At 67.3% G+C, this 15276-nt stretch carries 14 protein-coding genes; 5 read left to right on the top strand and 9 right to left on the bottom strand.

The features are described 5' to 3' along the window. Positions 1–22 precede the first annotated feature (22 nt). Complete coding sequence (locus tag JOD62_RS08855) at positions 23–1078, top strand: PLP-dependent cysteine synthase family protein (RefSeq protein WP_204938933.1); 1056 nt, start codon at positions 23–25, stop codon at positions 1076–1078. Positions 1079–1142: 64 nt separating this feature from the next. Here the strand turns inward: JOD62_RS08855 and JOD62_RS08850 are convergent, their stop codons facing one another. From JOD62_RS08850 to JOD62_RS08825, 6 genes are all read right to left on the bottom strand, one after another. Then, positions 1143–1445: a putative quinol monooxygenase gene (locus tag JOD62_RS08850; RefSeq protein WP_204938932.1), complete on the bottom strand. Its 303-nt coding sequence runs from the start codon at positions 1443–1445 to the stop codon at positions 1143–1145. Beyond that, positions 1442–1981 carry a glycerol-3-phosphate responsive antiterminator gene (locus JOD62_RS08845; protein WP_204938931.1) on the bottom strand — a complete coding sequence of 180 codons (540 nt, stop codon included), beginning with the start codon at positions 1979–1981 and terminating at the stop codon, positions 1442–1444. Before JOD62_RS08845 ends, JOD62_RS08850 begins: the two co-directional genes overlap by 4 nt. 69 nt (positions 1982–2050) lie before the next feature. Further along, the gene (locus tag JOD62_RS08840; protein ID WP_204938930.1) at positions 2051–3580 is read right to left on the bottom strand and encodes an FAD-binding oxidoreductase; all 1530 of its coding nucleotides are present in this window, start codon (positions 3578–3580) and stop codon (positions 2051–2053) included. Further along, entirely contained in the window at positions 3577–5250 is a 1674-nt protein-coding gene (locus JOD62_RS08835) for a glycerol-3-phosphate dehydrogenase/oxidase (protein ID WP_204938929.1), read from the bottom strand. The genes JOD62_RS08840 and JOD62_RS08835 overlap by 4 nt, the downstream gene beginning before the upstream one ends. Before the next feature lies 1 nt (position 5251). Beyond that, positions 5252–6775, bottom strand: a complete 1524-nt coding sequence (locus JOD62_RS08830) for an FGGY family carbohydrate kinase (RefSeq protein WP_271171491.1) — start codon at positions 6773–6775, stop codon at positions 5252–5254. Between the two features lie 11 nt (positions 6776–6786). Continuing rightward, the gene (locus JOD62_RS08825) at positions 6787–8178 is read right to left on the bottom strand and encodes an MFS transporter (protein WP_271171490.1); all 1392 of its coding nucleotides are present in this window, start codon (positions 8176–8178) and stop codon (positions 6787–6789) included. 246 nt (positions 8179–8424) lie between these two features. Here JOD62_RS08825 and JOD62_RS08820 point away from each other — a divergent pair, with 246 nt between their 5' ends. After that, entirely contained in the window at positions 8425–9540 is a 1116-nt protein-coding gene (locus JOD62_RS08820) for an alcohol dehydrogenase catalytic domain-containing protein (protein WP_204938926.1), read from the top strand. 54 nt (positions 9541–9594) lie between these two features. Further along, the gene (locus JOD62_RS08815; protein WP_204938925.1) at positions 9595–10110 is read left to right on the top strand and encodes a glycine cleavage system transcriptional repressor; all 516 of its coding nucleotides are present in this window, start codon (positions 9595–9597) and stop codon (positions 10108–10110) included. Here the strand turns inward: JOD62_RS08815 and JOD62_RS08810 are convergent. Continuing rightward, a complete protein-coding gene (locus JOD62_RS08810; RefSeq protein ID WP_204938924.1) occupies positions 10107–10667 on the bottom strand; it encodes a TetR/AcrR family transcriptional regulator in 561 nt (186 codons plus the stop codon). The genes JOD62_RS08815 and JOD62_RS08810 overlap by 4 nt on opposite strands. A 65-nt stretch (positions 10668–10732) precedes the next feature. Between JOD62_RS08810 and JOD62_RS08805 the strand changes: the two genes are divergently transcribed. Beyond that, the gene (locus JOD62_RS08805; protein WP_204938923.1) at positions 10733–11344 is read left to right on the top strand and encodes an NAD(P)H-dependent oxidoreductase; all 612 of its coding nucleotides are present in this window, start codon (positions 10733–10735) and stop codon (positions 11342–11344) included. Here JOD62_RS08805 and JOD62_RS08800 read toward each other — a convergent pair. Next, positions 11341–13041, bottom strand: a complete 1701-nt coding sequence (locus tag JOD62_RS08800) for a DUF4407 domain-containing protein (protein WP_204938922.1) — start codon at positions 13039–13041, stop codon at positions 11341–11343. The genes JOD62_RS08805 and JOD62_RS08800 overlap by 4 nt on opposite strands. 146 nt (positions 13042–13187) lie before the next feature. Next, positions 13188–14432, bottom strand: a complete 1245-nt coding sequence (rlmN, locus tag JOD62_RS08795) for a 23S rRNA (adenine(2503)-C(2))-methyltransferase RlmN (protein WP_204938919.1) — start codon at positions 14430–14432, stop codon at positions 13188–13190. A gap of 185 nt (positions 14433–14617) precedes the next feature. Here rlmN and JOD62_RS08790 point away from each other — a divergent pair, with 185 nt between their 5' ends. Beyond that, positions 14618–15256: a bifunctional 4-hydroxy-2-oxoglutarate aldolase/2-dehydro-3-deoxy-phosphogluconate aldolase gene (locus JOD62_RS08790; protein ID WP_204938917.1), complete on the top strand. Its 639-nt coding sequence runs from the start codon at positions 14618–14620 to the stop codon at positions 15254–15256. The last annotated feature ends 20 nt before the right edge of the window (positions 15257–15276 follow it).

Raw genomic sequence — 15276 nt, 5'->3', positions numbered from 1 at the left:
GCCACGCACTACGCTCGAAATCATGAGCGACTGGGTTGATGCGGCGATCGGCAAGCTTGAGGCGGATGCCAACCGCAGCGCCGATACGCATCTGCATCTCTTCCCCCTGCCAGCCGAGTGGGGCATCGACTTGTACCTGAAGGATGAGTCGGTGCATCCGACGGGGTCGCTCAAGCACCGCCTGGCGCGATCGCTCATCCTGTACGGCCTAGTCAACGGGCGCATCCACGAGAACACGACGCTCGTCGAGGCGTCCAGCGGCTCCACCGCCGTCTCCGAGGCGTACTTCGCACGGATGCTCGGACTGCCTTTCGTCACCGTCGTCCCCCGCTCCACGAGCCAGGAGAAGATCGACCTGATCGAGTTCTACGGAGGCCGATGCCACTTCGTGGACCACGCCTCCGAACTCGACGCCGAGGCGATGCGTCTCGCCGAAGGCTGCACCGGCCACTATCTCGACCAGTTCACCTTCGCCGAGCGCGCGACGGATTGGCGCGGCAACAACAACATCGCCGAGAGCGTGTTCAGCCAGCTCTCCCGCGAGCGTCATCCCATTCCACGCTGGATCGTCGTCGGCGCGGGAACGGGCGGAACGAGCGCGACCTTCGGACGCTACGTGCGCTACCGCCGCCACGACACGCAGATCGCCGTCGTCGACCCCGAGGGCTCCGCGTTCTACGAAGGATGGCGCACCGGCAGCAGCGACATCGCCGGCAGCCCGAGCCGCATCGAGGGCATCGGACGGCCGCGCGTCGAGAAGTCTTTCGTCCCAGGCGTCATCGACGAGATGATCCAGGTTCCGGATGCCGCATCCGTCGCCGCCATCCGACTGCTGCGCGAGCGCACCCTGCACTGGGCGGGCGGCTCGACCGGCACGAACCTCTACGGCGCATTCGAGGTGATCGCACGCATGCGCGATGCCGGCGAGACCGGCAGCGTCGTCACCCTCATCTGCGACAGCGGCATCCGCTACGCCGCCACGTACTACTCGGATGACTGGGTCGGCGCGCAGGGCTGGGACCTCACGCCCCACCGCGAACGCTTCGAGCGCTTCCTCGACGGCGGCGCCTGGGCGTAAACGCCGCGATGCCCTGGCCTACGGGCTGCAGGACAGGGCATCGAAACGGCAAGCCCCGGCGTGGTCAGAGCGCGCCGGTTCCCGTGTACGCGGACACCACGCGGTCATCGAGCAGCGGAATGATCGTGCCGACACCGATGCGCTGGAAGTGCTCGCTGTCCCTGTGCGCCTGGAAAGCTGCGGCATCGACGTAGCGTTCCGTGATCGTGAATCGTCTGGGATCCTCAAGATCGCGTGCCACGGTGTAGGAGATGTTGCCCTCCTCCGCGCGACTCGCCTCGGCGAGCTGCGGAAGCAGCATTGCCACCTCGTCAGCAGTGTCACTTGTCGCCGTGTACGTCGCGATCACAGTGAAGTGCGTTGTCATTTTCGTTCCTTCTTGTATGTCCAGAGAGCGCGAGCGCTCGTCGAGACACCTGTCGCGCCGCACGCGAGTGCGGCGATCACATCGTGGGGAGTCGCGATGAACCCGCCGGCCAGCACAGGGCTGACGGCCATGATCGGCTCATCACGGATGAAAGGGAGCACCGGCGCCGGCATGATCTGCACGTATCCGGGCTGTGCCGAGGCCACAGCCTGGGTCGCACGAGGCAGGTTCAACCGGTCGGTAACGAAGAGCTTCTGAACCGCGACCATCTGACGCGACTGAACCCGGGAGATGATGGTGCCCCGCGTTGTCACCGTCCCGTCGACGCCGATGCCGGCGAGGTAGTCGATTCCCCCGGCGTCGCTGGCGAGGCCCGCGATCGAATCAAGGTTGACGAAGACGAACCGGTCCTGCTCACGAAGTGCGGAGACGAGCGATTCCAGCGAGCGGAGATCCGTGTTGGCCAGGATGCACGTCGGCGCATCGGTCGCGCTGAATGCGTCGATGTCATCGGGGGTGAACAGCGATGCGATCACCGGCCGATCCCGGAGGAGCCTGGTGAGCAGGCTCCTCCGGTGATCCAAAAGCTCCATCACGTCAGCGTATTACGGCAGACCGAGCTTCCCCGGGTTCAGGATGTTCTTCGGATCGAGAGCCGCCTTGATGGTGGACAGCACATCGAAGCCTGCGCCGAGCGACTCCGCCATGTACGGCGCCCGCAAGAGACCGACGCCGTGGTGGTGGCTGAGCGTGGCGCCGTGCTTGATGATGACGGCGTTCGCCGCATCCCAGGCCGCGCGATACCAGTCCGCACGGTCTTCAACAGCGACATCACCGCGCAGGCTGAAGTACAGGCAGGCGCTGTCGACGTACGCGTGTGACTGGTGGGCCGATCCCGCAAGCGTTCCGGGGACGCTCTGCAGAGCCTCGACGACCTCGTCGTAGATCGCCGGCAGGTCACGCCAGACGCCGATCATCTCAAGGGTGTCCGCGACGAACCCGGGGCTCTTCTTGAAACCCTCGGCGCTCTTTCCGGTCAGGTAGCGGGTGTCGAGCCAGCGCTCGAAGATCACGTCACCGTCGAGCTCGGTCCCACCTGTCTCTGCGCAGGCTGTCGCCGCGATCTCCATCCCGGCGTCGACGATCCCCGCCGCACCCTCGTCGGCGATCAGCAGCACCGCCTGATCCGGGATGTCGAACTGCACTCCGCTCTCCAGCGCGTCGTACAGGCGCAGCGCCGCAGGCGTCGCGCCCCGCTGCATGATCTGGCGGCACGCTTCGAGGCCGGCGGCGAAGTCCGGGAACCCGTAGGCGATCGCCCGTCCGTACTCCGGCAGGCGCTCCAGCTTGAAGCGAATCCGGGTGATGACGCCCAGCGTTCCCTCCGAGCCGATGAAGAGCTGCAGCAGATCAGGTCCGACGGCGGCGCGCGCGGCGCCGCCGAAGGTGGCGAGAGTGCCGTCGGCGAGGACGACGTCCATGCCCACGACCATGTCCTCGATCTTGCCGTAGCGGGTCGAGAGCTGCCCGGCGCCGCGGCAGGCGACCCATCCTCCGACGGTCGAGATCGCGTACGACGACGGCCAGTGTCCGGTCGTCATCCCGTAATCGCGCTGGATGGTCTCTTCGAAGATGTCACCGAAGACACCCGCTTCGACATCGACGATCTGACTCTCGGCGTCCCACGAGACGATCTTGTCGAGGCCGCACACATCGAGCACGATCCCGCCGCGCAGGGGAAGCGCCGCGCCCGTGACGTTGGAGCGTCCGGCGGAGACGGTCACCGGAATGCTGTGCGCCGAGGCGATGCGCATGACGGCCTGCACCTGCTCCGTCGTCGACACCTTGACGATGGCCGCGTCGATGACGGCAGGAACTCCGCTGGTCTCGGCGATCATGGTGCGCGCCCACCAGTCACGAGTGCCGGCGATGACATCCGCCTGCGATGTGAGGACCTCATCGGACGCTCCGCGCAGCTCGGCGATCACGGCGTCCGGGACCGTCACCACGTCAGCGGCGAGGGATGCGGTGTCGGCTGCAGCAGCGGACTCCGGCGCCCAGTGCGGAGGTGTCGGAGCACCCACCACATAGTTTCCGCGGTTGTATCCGCGCTTGACGGCTTCCTTGCTGATCATGCCTTGTCTCCCATCAGGATGGCCTTCTCTTTGGCGACCGCGGCGCGGTAGCCCGACACCTGCGCGTCGCGCTCGATGTCACTGAAACCCAGCTCGCGCTGGAGGAGGGCGGCGACGCGCGGCGCGGCCTCCGCCGACGCATCGCGGGCCTGGATCCGGCTGCGCGTGCGGCGCGCCAGAACGTCATCGACATTGCGGGCCATCTCGTGGCGGGCCGCGTAGACGACCTCCGCCTCGAGATAGGGAAGCCCTGCGACCAGAGGCGCACTCAGCGACGGGTCATCGGCGATCAGCTGCCCCAGGAATGCTGCTTCCGTGCCGTAGCGCTCACCGAAGTGGGCGCGCATGCCGCCGGATGCCACAACGGCTTCCGGGTCATAGCCTGCAGAGCCGAGCAGGTATGCATCCTTCGTGCGCACACGACGACGCTCACCGAGAACCTTCTGCGCAGCATCCACCGTCTGCTCCGCCATGTGGCGCGCCGTCGTCAGCTTGCCGCCGACCACCGTGATCAGGCCGTCGGCGTCGGTACGGATCTCATGGTTGCGCTTGACCTCGATCGTCTTGCCCCCGGGAGGCGCGACCAGCGGTCGGGTGCCCGCGATGCTGCCGAGCACCTCTTCCGGTTTGATCTCGGTGTTCAGCGCCACCTGGGCGCCATCGAGCAGGAAGTCCAGCTCATCGCGCGTGCAGTGCACGTCGTCCAGGTCGCCCTGGTAGTCCTCGTCGGTCGTGCCGAGATAGGCGGTGTCGCCCCAGCGCGTGATGGTGGCGCGACGGTTGCGCCCCGGAACGGGGATGGTCACGGTGCAGTCGTTCTGGATCTTCACCCAGGGAACAGCGACGTGCACCCCCTTGGCGGGGCGGATGTTCGGCACATCGGTCCCTGGTTTCGTTCCGTCCCAGTCGCGCAGCCACGACCCGACAGCGATCACGACCGCCCGTCCCCGAACGTCGATGGACGCACCGTCCGTCTCGACGACCACGCCGGCGACCTTCCCGCCCTCGCGACGCACATCGGTGACCTTCGCGCCGTTCAGGATCGTCGCCCCATGGAATGCCGCCGTACGAGCGATCGTCAGCGTCAGTCGTGCATCGTCGGCCCGCGCGTCGTAGTACATGAAGCCGCCGTCGAGGTTCTCCGCCTTGAACGTCGGACAGTGCGCGAGCACCTCGTTCTTCGACAGCTTCTGATGCAGAATTCCCTCACGCCAGCCGCCTGCGAGATCGTACGTCCACAGCAGCGACTCGAAGCCGGCAGCGAGACGGCGATCGAAGACGCCGTCCACGCTGAGCACCGGGAACAGGAAGGGCAGCCGCTGAACGAGGTGACGCGCGTTGCGCCGCAACCGCTGACGCTCCAGCAGCGAGTGCCGCACGAGCGGCAGGTTCCCCTGCTCGATGTAGCGCAGTCCTCCGTGGATCATCTTCGAGGACTTGGAAGACGTGCCCTCGGCGAAGTCCCCCTTCTCCAGCAGCGCCACCTTGTAGCCGCGCAGGGCCGCATCCATCGCCGCGTAGGCACCGGTGATGCCACCGCCGACGATGACCATGTCGTATCGCTCGGTCCGCAGTTTCTCTTTGCTTTCGCTGCGGTCGAGTCGGAGTGGTTCCACCAGGGTCATGCGCTCACGCGCACGGTCTGCTTTGCGGGCAGGCAGGCCGACCATCTCACACCTCCTGAGTTGTGTGTCGTTGACTGAGTTCGATTTCCGCGTGAACACGGGCGCGCCATGACGCCACTCGTTCATCGCGTTCGGCCCGTGACATCACGGGCTCGAAGTACGCCTCTTGTGCCAGCAGAGCGGACGTGGACTCCAGGTCGGCCCAGAGGTCGCCCGCGCCTGCGAGGAATGCGGCGCCGCGGATGCTCGCGTACTCGGTTCCCTCCAGACGCCGCTGCGGCACCTGGGTGAGGTCGGCCTGCATCTGCAGAAGAGGATCACTGTGTGCGAGGCCGCCGCCGACGGTGACACCGGTCACGTCGATTCCGGCGACCTCGGTGTCTGCCTCCAGGCTCCAGGTGACCGACTGCGCGATGCCTTCAAGCACCCCGAACGCGACCTGCGCACGGGTGGTCGCGAAATCGATCCCCGCGAGCGTCGAGGTCACATCCGGGTTGACCACGGGCATCCGCACCCCGGTCATCGCGGGGATGAACTGCACCGTGCCGGCGGCATCCGCTTCGGCTGCGGCCGCCGAGATCGCCTTCGCGCTCTCGAACCAGCCAAGGGTGTCGCAGATCCAGTCCAGGGCGCTGCCCGTCGCCGCGGTGAACGTCTCGATCGAATACCGCGAGAGCCCGCCGGAGCGCCAGGCGACCAGTGACAGCGCCCCGTCGTACCTACCCGGGTTGTCGGGCTGAGCGGTACCCATGTTCAGATCGACGAAGGATCCCGTGCCATGCACGCACATGGCGTCACCGGAGTGGAGGGCGCCGACGCCGATCATCCCCGCGTGCAGGTCTCCGATGACGGCGCGAAGCGGCACTGCGATGCCGAGAACTTCGGGATCGGTGAGACCGAACTCGCCCCCATCATCGCGCAGCTCTGGGAGCAGCTCAGCAGGGAAGCCGAGCGCATCGATGTAGTCGTGCGCGTAGGAGTGTGCACGCAGATCGTATGCGCCGCTGCTCGTCGCGTTCGTGGCGGTCGAGACCAGGGGTCGACCCTGGACGAGATTCCAGATCAGCCAGGTGTCGATCGTGCCGAACCCCAGACGTCCGGCCCGATAGGCCTCCCGCACTGCGGGGTTGTCCTGAATCTGACGCGCGGCGGTGAGGTACGGCGTACGTACTCCCGTTCCTCGACCGACACGAGGGATCAGCGCACCGTTCCAGGCCTTGCCGAGTTCGGCGAGATCATCGGCATAGCGGGTGTCCTGCCAGACCACGGCGGGGGCGAGCGGCTGTCCGGTGCGCGTGTCCCAGACGACGGATGTCGCCCGCTGGGTGGCGATCGCCATGCTGACGATCGCCACCCCCTTGGACTGTGCATCGGCCAGCGTGTGGCGGACCGCGATGATCGTCTTCGAGAGAATCTCCGCGGCGTCCTGCTCGACCACGCGGTGGCGAGGTGCGGAGACGGCAAGTCTCTCGTAGTGGAGGCCGCCGACGTCACCGCTTTCATCGACCCATGCGGCGCGAGTGCCGGTTGTTCCTTCGTCGATCGCGAGGATCGCCTTTCGCTGTGCCACGTTCATTCCTCTCAGCGGGTCACGCTGGCGAACTGCGGTGCATCGACCTCTTCATCGGGGCTGACCGTCGCTCGCGTCGGCTCCCACTTGATGACGGAGCAGATGATGAACGCGGCGAGCGGCACAAGAGAGAGGATCAGGAACGTCGGTCCCAGGCCGAGCTGTTCGCGCAGCAGCGGGAAGACGACGAGACCGAGAGCGGCGCCGAGTGAGCCGATCGCACCGATGATGCCGTTCGCGCCGGCGCGCAGCTCGCTGCGGAACGACAGCGTCGACAGGCTCTTCCCGTTCGCTCCCGGTCCGGATGAGTGGAACAGGATGAACAGCGACGGCACGATGAAGGCCAGCCACAGGGGCATCGAGTCGAAGAAGAACCCGAGGATGAGCAGCATCACGAACACCGCGCCGAAGCCGAATGCCGAGGCACGGCGCAAGCCGAGCTTCCCGGCGATGACGGGCGAGAGGAATCCGCCGATGATGCCGAACACGTTGAACAGCAGCGTGCCGAGGGTCGCGAGCACGAAGTCTCCCTCGCCGAACAGCGCGAGCGCGATGATCGGCAGGTACCATCCCACCGCGAAGTACTGAATGGACTGCCCCATCTGCACGGTCGCCGCGAGGATCGTGCGCGGGAGGTAGGTGCCTCGGAAGATCAGGGCGACGTTGCGAATGCCCTTGTTGGCGAGGTTCACGACCGCGACCCGCTCCGACTCTGGTGCGGCGACGAACTGCTCCTTGTAGATGCGCGTCATCGACTCCGCCGCCTTCTCCAGGCGTTCCTTGCGCGCCAACCAGGTGGGGCTCTCGACCAGCAGCGTTGCCTGCAGGATCAGCAGGATCAGCGCGACGACACCGGCAGCGCCCACGGCGTAGCGCCAGATCGCATCGCCGACGTTCATGTTGTAGAAGCCGATGGCGAGAAGCAGGTTCGTCGACACGGCGACGTACCAGATGCCCTGCCAGGTGTTCAGTCGACTCTTGAAGCGAGCCGGGGTGAACTCGGCCAGGAGCGCCATGGCGATGGCGAAGTCGATGCCGTAGGCGGCGCCGACGAAGAAGCGACCGGCGACGACGAGCTCGAAGGTGGGCGCGAAGGCCGCGATGAGTGCACCGGCGAGTGCGAGCACCTTCGCCGCGATCAGCGGGGGGATGCGGCCGAAGCGATCGGCGAGCCAGCCGCCGATCGGGTTGAAGACCAGGGCGACCCACGATGCCATCGAGGTCAGCAGCGCGACCTGCCCTGCCGTGAGGCTCATGTCGCGCGTCATCGGCCCCAGCCCCGCGCTCAGCGCCGAGTTGGAGAACGCATCGAGGAAGAGCCCGCCGAGCGCGAGCCACCAGATGATCGCGGCGCGACCACGGATCCCGGTGCGGGAATCGATGAACGCGACGACGTCGTGCACGCCGCGAAGGCTACGTGTTGCCATCGGAATATGACCTCTCTGTCATCCCGACGGAATGCAACCTCAGCAAAAAAGGGCAAGCGAAGACATCCGTCAGGAAATCTTCATCTTGCCCTGTGGGAGCCATAGTGACATGTCCGGACGCAGGGCGCAAGCCGCGGTGCAAGTTTGGCTGCAGGTGCGTTCTCGGCCTACCTTGTTGACCCATACCCGTCGCCCCCTCCCCCGTGAAAGGGACCCATTCGCATGAAGATCACCGGAGCAGTCCTCACTCGCATCGGCGTGGAGCGCCCCTATGCATCCAGCAAACCCCTGGTCGTACGGGAGATCGAACTTGATGAACCGGGCCACGGCGAGGTGCGGCTGCGCATCGAGGCCGCCGGTCTCTGCCACTCCGATCTGTCGGTCGTGAACGGAACACGACCCCGTCCGATGCCCATGCTGTTGGGCCACGAGGCCGCCGGAATCGTCGAGGCGCTCGGCCCGGGAGTCGATGATCTGGAGGTCGGTGATCGCGTTGTCACCGTGTTCCTTCCGCGGTGCGAGAAGTGTGCCAACTGCCTCACCGGCGGAAAGCTCCCCTGCACCCCCGGAAGCGAGACGAACGGTGCGGGAACGCTCCCCTCCGGCGCACGCAGACTGCACGAGGAAGACGGCGCAGAAATTCACCACCACCTGGGAGTTTCCGGGTTCGCGACGCACGCCGTCGTGGACCGCAGATCCGTGGTGCGCGTCGGCAGCGATGTCCCCCCGACCGTCGCGGCTGTGCTGGGCTGCGCGGTACTCACCGGCGGCGGAGCGGTGCGCAACGCAGGCGGGCTCCTGGCCGGCCAGGACCTGATCGTCGTCGGGCTCGGCGGGGTCGGGATGTCGGCGGTGCTTGCGGGACGCGCGATCACGCACGGGGCGGGCGGACGAGTGATCGGAATCGACTCGAACACCGACAAGCACGCCACCGCGCTCGCTCTCGGCGCGGATGCCGTGTACACGCCACAGGAGGCCGCTGATCTCGGGATCACCGCTCCTGTCGTCGTCGAGGCTGCGGGGCATCCACGCGCCTTCGAGACCGCCTTCCACGCGACCGCACCGGGCGGCACCACCGTGACCGCGGGGCTGCCCGCACCGGGAGCCCTCTCCCAGATTCCCCCTCTGACCGTCACAGCCGAGGCGCGCACGATCATCGGCTCTTACCTCGGCTCCGCGGTCCCCGCACGGGACATTCCCGCGTTCGAGGCCCTCTGGCGCGACGGCAGCTTGCCCGCCGAGAAGCTGATCACGTCGACCATCACGTTGGACGAGCTGAACGAGGCGCTCGACATACTTGATTCCGGAGACGCCATTCGGCAGATGATCGTCTTCTGATCCCAACGCGACGCGAGGGGTGACGGGCGGACAACCGCGGCCTACGCTGTCACCATGACCACGCTCATCCTCGCCATCGTCGGTTCGGATCGCCCTGGCCTCGTCGCCGCTGTCGCGGACGTCGTCGACGCGCATGGGGGCAACTGGGAGAACAGCAGCCTCACCGAGCTCGCCGGCGTCTTCGCGGGCGTCGTCGAGGTGTCGATCGCCCCCGAACGCGCATCCGACCTCGAACACGCGCTGCGTGGCCTGGACTCTCTGCTGACGGTCACGGTGCAGGCGGGCGCCGAAACCGCTGATGCCAGCGCCGACACCCGCCCGCTCACGGTGCAGGTGCTCGGGAACGATCGTCCGGGTATCGTGCGAGAGATCTCGACGGTGTTCCGAGCGCATGGCGTAAACATCGACGACATGAGCACCACGACCCGGGACGCCGCGATGGCGGGCGGGCGGCTCTTCGAGGCGTCCGTGACCGCAGATGTTCCGTCGAGTGTCGATCCCGAGAGCCTCCGCACCGATCTCGAGCGCCTGGCGACCGAGATCCAGGTCGACATCACGCTCGCGAGCTAACTCGACGCGACGGTGCTGTCCCAGGCCGAGAGGGCCTGGGCGAGCGTGAAGTGCCCGGCGGCGGCGAGCGTGCCGAGGCCGTGCACCATCCCCCACAGCGCCGTGATCTCGTCGGCCGTTCCGCGCCCGACGGCCGCAGCTGCCTCTCCGAGAAGTTCCTCCAGCTCGACGATCAGCGGCGCCATGGTCGCGGTCGGCGCTCCGGGGATGCACACGGTGGGGTCGTAGATCACGTCGAAGGCGTTCGCCTGCTCGACGGCGAAGCGGATGTATGCGGCTCCCCCGGCACGCAGGGCCGCGTCGGGGGCATCCGCCCGCTCCACGGCGGTACGAACAGCCGCGTTGAGGCCTACCATGCTGCGCTCGGCAAGCACCTTCAGCAGACCTCGCCGGTCGGAGAAGTGGTGGTAGGGCGCGTTGTGGCTGACGTTCGCCGCGCGTGCGACCTCGCGAAGGCTCACCTCGGATGCCGGCATGCGCTCGAGAAGCTGCATCGCCGCGTCTTCCAGCGCACGGGCAAGATCGCCGTGGTGGTAGGCATCCTTCGAACTTGACATGAGCAACATCCTCTCCTATCTTGACAGTGTCCATCTGGTTGACACTGTCAAGATAGGAACCCCGCATGCCCGCAGCTCTCGTCATCGACGGCCATCCCGACCCGCAGTCCCTCACCGCGGCCATCGCCCAGCGCTACGCCGCCGGCCACCCGGATGCACAGGTGCTCGCCCTGCGGGATCTGGACTTCGACCCGCACCTGCGCTTCGGCTACCGGGCGCGGATGACCCTCGAACCCGACCTCGTGAGCGCGAAGGACGCGCTGCACGACGCACAGCGCATCATCGTCGCGTCACCCCTGTGGTGGGGTTCCGTCCCTGCTCTGCTGAAGGGCTTCTTCGATCGCTCGTTCCTCCCCCAGCAGGAGTACCGCTACTCATCGCTGGGGCTGCCGGTCGGGCTGATCCCCGCAGATCGCGCCCGACTGTTTCTGCTCGCCGACACTCCCTGGTTCTTCCTGCCATTCACGGGACTGCCCGTGCAGACGCAGGTGGCGCGTAACACACTGAAGCTCAGCGGCGTGCGCTCGGTGCGCACGCACCGGATGCTCGGAGTGAAGGATGCCTCGCCGGCGAAGATCTCGCGCTGGCTCGACCGCGCCGAGCAGCTGGGTGCTGACGATGGGCGACGCGATCACAGCATCCGCCCCGCCACCGCCAAAGCGCTGGTCGGTCGTTAGGCGCGCGCGCCCATCGGCTCGGGCTCCGACGCGCGATCCTCGTCCGCGGGGGCCCGCTCGACGGCGGCGGCCTGCTCGACCCCAGAGACCGGCTCGACGGCAGAAGCTCGCTCGACCGCCGTGGCACCCGCCGCGACGATGTCCGCACGATCACGGAAGCCCTGCGCCGTGATGCGGTCGGATTCCGTCTGCGTCGTGATCCGCTCGGCCTTCTCGTAGAGCGAGGGCTCACCCCAACTCGTGAGCACCTTCACGATCACGGGCAACAGCTCGATCATGAAGAAGAGTGCCGCGATGAGGAGATGCGCCCAGAGAATGGTCGGCTCCTTCTCGGCGAGTCGGTTGAGCGCGCCGATCTGACTGAGGAGACCGATGGCATCCGCGTTCGTTCCGGCGACGGCGGCTGAACGGGCCTCGTAGGCGGCGAGCGCCTGTTCGTAGGTCGCCTGTGCCTGCGGGAGTTGCGCCTTGGCCTGCTCGCGGTTCTGCGCCTCGGACGCCGAGGTGGCGTCCTTCGCGGCGGTGTCGGCGGCGGAGAGCTGGTCGTTCGCATCGCGCAGCTGCGCGGCCAGACCGTCGTAGGTCTGCTGAGCCTGAGCCAGCTGTGCTTCTGCGGCGCCCGAGCTCGCGCCCTCGCCGGAGACGCCCGTGCAGCCGGGGACCGTGCCGACGCCTTCGCCGGTCAGCTCACACTGGTAGAGCGCTCGCGCCTGGTCAATCACGAGCTGCTGCTCCGCCATCTGCGCGGTCAGCTGGTCGACGGTCGACTTGGCCGCGGACTGTGAGGCGGATGCCCCCTCCGCACCCGCCACGATGCCCGTCGCAGCCTGGGTCTCGAGTGTCGCGACGCGTTCGGTCGCCGCATCCAGCGCCTTGCGCTCGGGCCCGGTCTCCAGAGCCTCCTGGTCACTGAGCGACTGCGTGATGTTGGTCGAGGCGACCTCACGCGCGATGTCGTTGTGGAACGCCTGCAGCACGAGCGGCTCCGCAACGACGAAGCCGATGATCATCGCCATGATGACACGCGGAATCGCAAGCCCCGTGAGCTTCCACGCGCTGCGGGTCGACTTCATGGTCGACGTGAGGAAGCGGTCGAGGTTGAAGATCAACAGCGCCCACACGATCGACAGCGGCACCGCGAGCCAGACGACGACCTGCACACCGGTGGTCAGTGCGAAGAGCATCGACAGGCCGGAGACGACGGCGGTTCCGAGAAGCACGAAGAACATCTGCACGAACCGTGACGTCTCGATCGGCACGCGATCGAGGATGGGTCCGGATGCTCCGCCGAGAATAGCGAGCTGGCGCAGACGCGATCCCGGCGTACGCTCGCGGCGCTCGCGTGGAAGCCTCGGCGCCCGCGGGGCACGCGGCTGCAGCGCGGGAGCAGGTGCGGATGCGCCAGGCTGCGGTTCAGGCAGAACCGGCGCCGTCGGAACGGGAGCGCTCGGCGCCTGGGTGTCGCGGCCGAACGTCGGCACATGCGGGATGTCCCGCTGACCCTGTGCTGTCACGACCTCGGTCGGAGCGGTGCTCGCCTGTGCGGGACGGCTGCCCGTGGCATCCGGCTCGAACTCGCGAACGAAGTCGAGAAGCTCGTCATCGATCGTGTTCTCGCCCTCAGCGGAACCGTCGACGCCGAAGGAGATTCGCCCCTGGGAATCGAGACGCCCAGGCCGATGCGCGGAGAAAGACATTCGTCAAATGTACGAAAACCCGCCTGGAAGACCGGTGCGAGAGCGCTGGGCGCCCTCCCAGAAACCCCGCCGCTGACGGAAGGAGCCTTGTGTCGGCTACGAATACGCAGACCCGGCACAAGGCTCCTTTCACACAGCGCGCGAGGTTACATGAGCGCCTCCGCGGCGGCTTCGTCTTCTGTGGTGGCCACGAGCTGGCCGCAGGCACCGTCGATCTCTTTGCCGCGGGTGTCGCGGAGCGTCGTCGGAATGCCGGCGTCGTTCAGGCGACGCACGAACTCGGCGGTCACATCCTTGTCGGAGGACGTCCACACCGACTCGGGCGTCGGGTTGAGCGGAATCGGGTTGACGTGCACCCATCCGCGGCCGCGCTCGTTGAGCTTGGTCGCGAGCAGGTCGGCACGCCAGGCATGGTCGTTCATGTCTTTGATGAGCGCGTACTCGATCGACACGCGGCGGCCGGTCTTCTCGTAGTAGTTGTACGCGGCGTCGAGGGCCTCGTCGACCTTCCACTTCGAGTTGACGGGGATCAGTTCGTCACGCAGCTGGTCGTCGGGCGCGTGCAGCGACAGCGCGAACGTCACCGGGATGTCCTCGTCGGCGAGCTTCTTGATCGCAGGAACGAGTCCGACGGTCGAGACCGTGATGCCGCGGGCGCTCATGCCGAGGCCCTCGGGCTGCGGAGCGACCATCGTGCGCACCGCATGCATGACGCGGTTGTAGTTGGCCAGCGGCTCACCCATGCCCATGAAGACGATGTTCGAGACGCGCTCCATGCTGTGGTCGTCAGCCTTCTTGCCACCCAGGCCACCGGCGGCGATGAGCGCGTTGGCGCGCACGACCTGCTCGACGATCTCGGCGGCCGACATGTTGCGCGTTAGCCCCGCCTGACCCGTGGCGCAGAACGGGCAGTTCATGCCGCATCCGGCCTGGCTGGACACACACAGCGTGATGCGCCCGGGGTAGCGCATGAGGACCGACTCGACGAGTGCGCCGTCGTGCAGACGCCACAGGAACTTGATCGTGTCTCCGCGGTCGGTCTCCAGTCGGCGCACCTCGGTCAGCAACGGTGGAAGCATGCCGGCGACGAGGTCGCTCCGCGTCGCCGCGGGAAGGTCGGTCATGTCGTCGGGGTTCGACGTGTAGTGCGTGAAGTAGTGGGTCGCGAGCTGCTTAGCGCGGAAACCGGGAAGACCCAGCTCCTTCACCTTCTCGACGCGCTCTGCGACGGTCAGGTCCGCGAGATGCACGGGCGGCTTGCCGCGCTTGGGGCTGGCGAACTGCAGCAGCGGACGCCCATCGGCATCCTTCTTCTGGGTCCATCCTTCGGTGCGCGGGCGCGTCTGACGGACGCCGGTGTTCGCAGGGCGCACGGAAGGAGTCTCAGTCATACCCCCTAGGGTACGCGGTGTCGGATGGGAGACGCCTGGGGTCGCCCTGCGGACGAGGATGCTGCATCGCCGGCCTGTGCGTCAATTGCAACGTCGGTTGTGCATGCCGCGGCAGGAAGCACGAGAGAATGAAGTGATCCCCACCTCACGCCGACGACCGCGAAGGCGATCACTGAAGGAGCCCCATGACTGACCGTCTTTCCCGTGCCCGCTCCACCGGAGTCCTCGCCGTGCTGCGCGCCGCCACGCCGGAGGCTGCACTGGAGGCATCCGAAGCAATCATCCGCGGTGGCATCACCGGAATCGAGGTGACCTTCTCGACCCCCGACGCGCCTGCCGTCATCCGCGAGCTCATCGTCCGCCACGGCGACGCCGCCTACGTCGGCGCGGGCACCGTCACGACCGTCGCACAGGCCGAGGCGGCAGCAGAAGCGGGCGCCGAGTTCCTGGTGAGCCCCGGCACGCTGCCCGACCTGACCCGGGCCATGCTCGCGACAGGGCGCGTCGTGATGACCGGCGCGATGACGCCGACCGAGGTCATGGCAGCGCTCGAGCTCGGTGTCGACGTGGCCAAGATCTTCCCCGCCTCCCTCGGCGGCCCTTCGTACCTGGGCGCACTGCGCGGTCCGTTCCCGGATGCTCCGCTCATGCCGACCGGTGGAGTGAACCCCGACAACCTGGCCGCGTGGTTCGCGGCGGGCGCCGTGGCCGTAGGAGCCGGTGGTGACCTCGCGAACGGTGCATCGATCGCGGCCGGCGACTGGGCAGACATCGAACAGCGCTCGGCGCGCTTCGCCGCAGCGCTCGCAGTCGTCCGCGGCTGAGCGCAGCGCTCAGGCGCTGT

The organism is Microbacterium keratanolyticum (assembly GCF_016907255.1).
Taxonomy (GTDB): domain Bacteria; phylum Actinomycetota; class Actinomycetes; order Actinomycetales; family Microbacteriaceae; genus Microbacterium; species Microbacterium keratanolyticum.
This window is presented reverse-complemented; position numbering and strand designations above follow the sequence as displayed.

Coding starts and splice junctions, on each gene's coding strand:
- JOD62_RS08855 (WP_204938933.1), top strand. CDS start 23: ATGAGCGACTGGGTTGATGCGGCGATCGGCAAGCTTGAGGCGGATGCC.
- JOD62_RS08840 (WP_204938930.1), bottom strand. CDS start 3,580: ATGATCAGCAAGGAAGCCGTCAAGCGCGGATACAACCGCGGAAACTAT.
- JOD62_RS08805 (WP_204938923.1), top strand. CDS start 10,733: ATGCCCGCAGCTCTCGTCATCGACGGCCATCCCGACCCGCAGTCCCTC.
- JOD62_RS08820 (WP_204938926.1), top strand. CDS start 8,425: ATGAAGATCACCGGAGCAGTCCTCACTCGCATCGGCGTGGAGCGCCCC.
- JOD62_RS08800 (WP_204938922.1), bottom strand. CDS start 13,041: ATGTCTTTCTCCGCGCATCGGCCTGGGCGTCTCGATTCCCAGGGGCGA.
- JOD62_RS08850 (WP_204938932.1), bottom strand. CDS start 1,445: ATGACAACGCACTTCACTGTGATCGCGACGTACACGGCGACAAGTGAC.
- JOD62_RS08835 (WP_204938929.1), bottom strand. CDS start 5,250: ATGGTCGGCCTGCCTGCCCGCAAAGCAGACCGTGCGCGTGAGCGCATG.
- JOD62_RS08815 (WP_204938925.1), top strand. CDS start 9,595: ATGACCACGCTCATCCTCGCCATCGTCGGTTCGGATCGCCCTGGCCTC.
- JOD62_RS08790 (WP_204938917.1), top strand. CDS start 14,618: ATGACTGACCGTCTTTCCCGTGCCCGCTCCACCGGAGTCCTCGCCGTG.
- JOD62_RS08810 (WP_204938924.1), bottom strand. CDS start 10,667: ATGTCAAGTTCGAAGGATGCCTACCACCACGGCGATCTTGCCCGTGCG.
- rlmN (WP_204938919.1), bottom strand. CDS start 14,432: ATGACTGAGACTCCTTCCGTGCGCCCTGCGAACACCGGCGTCCGTCAG.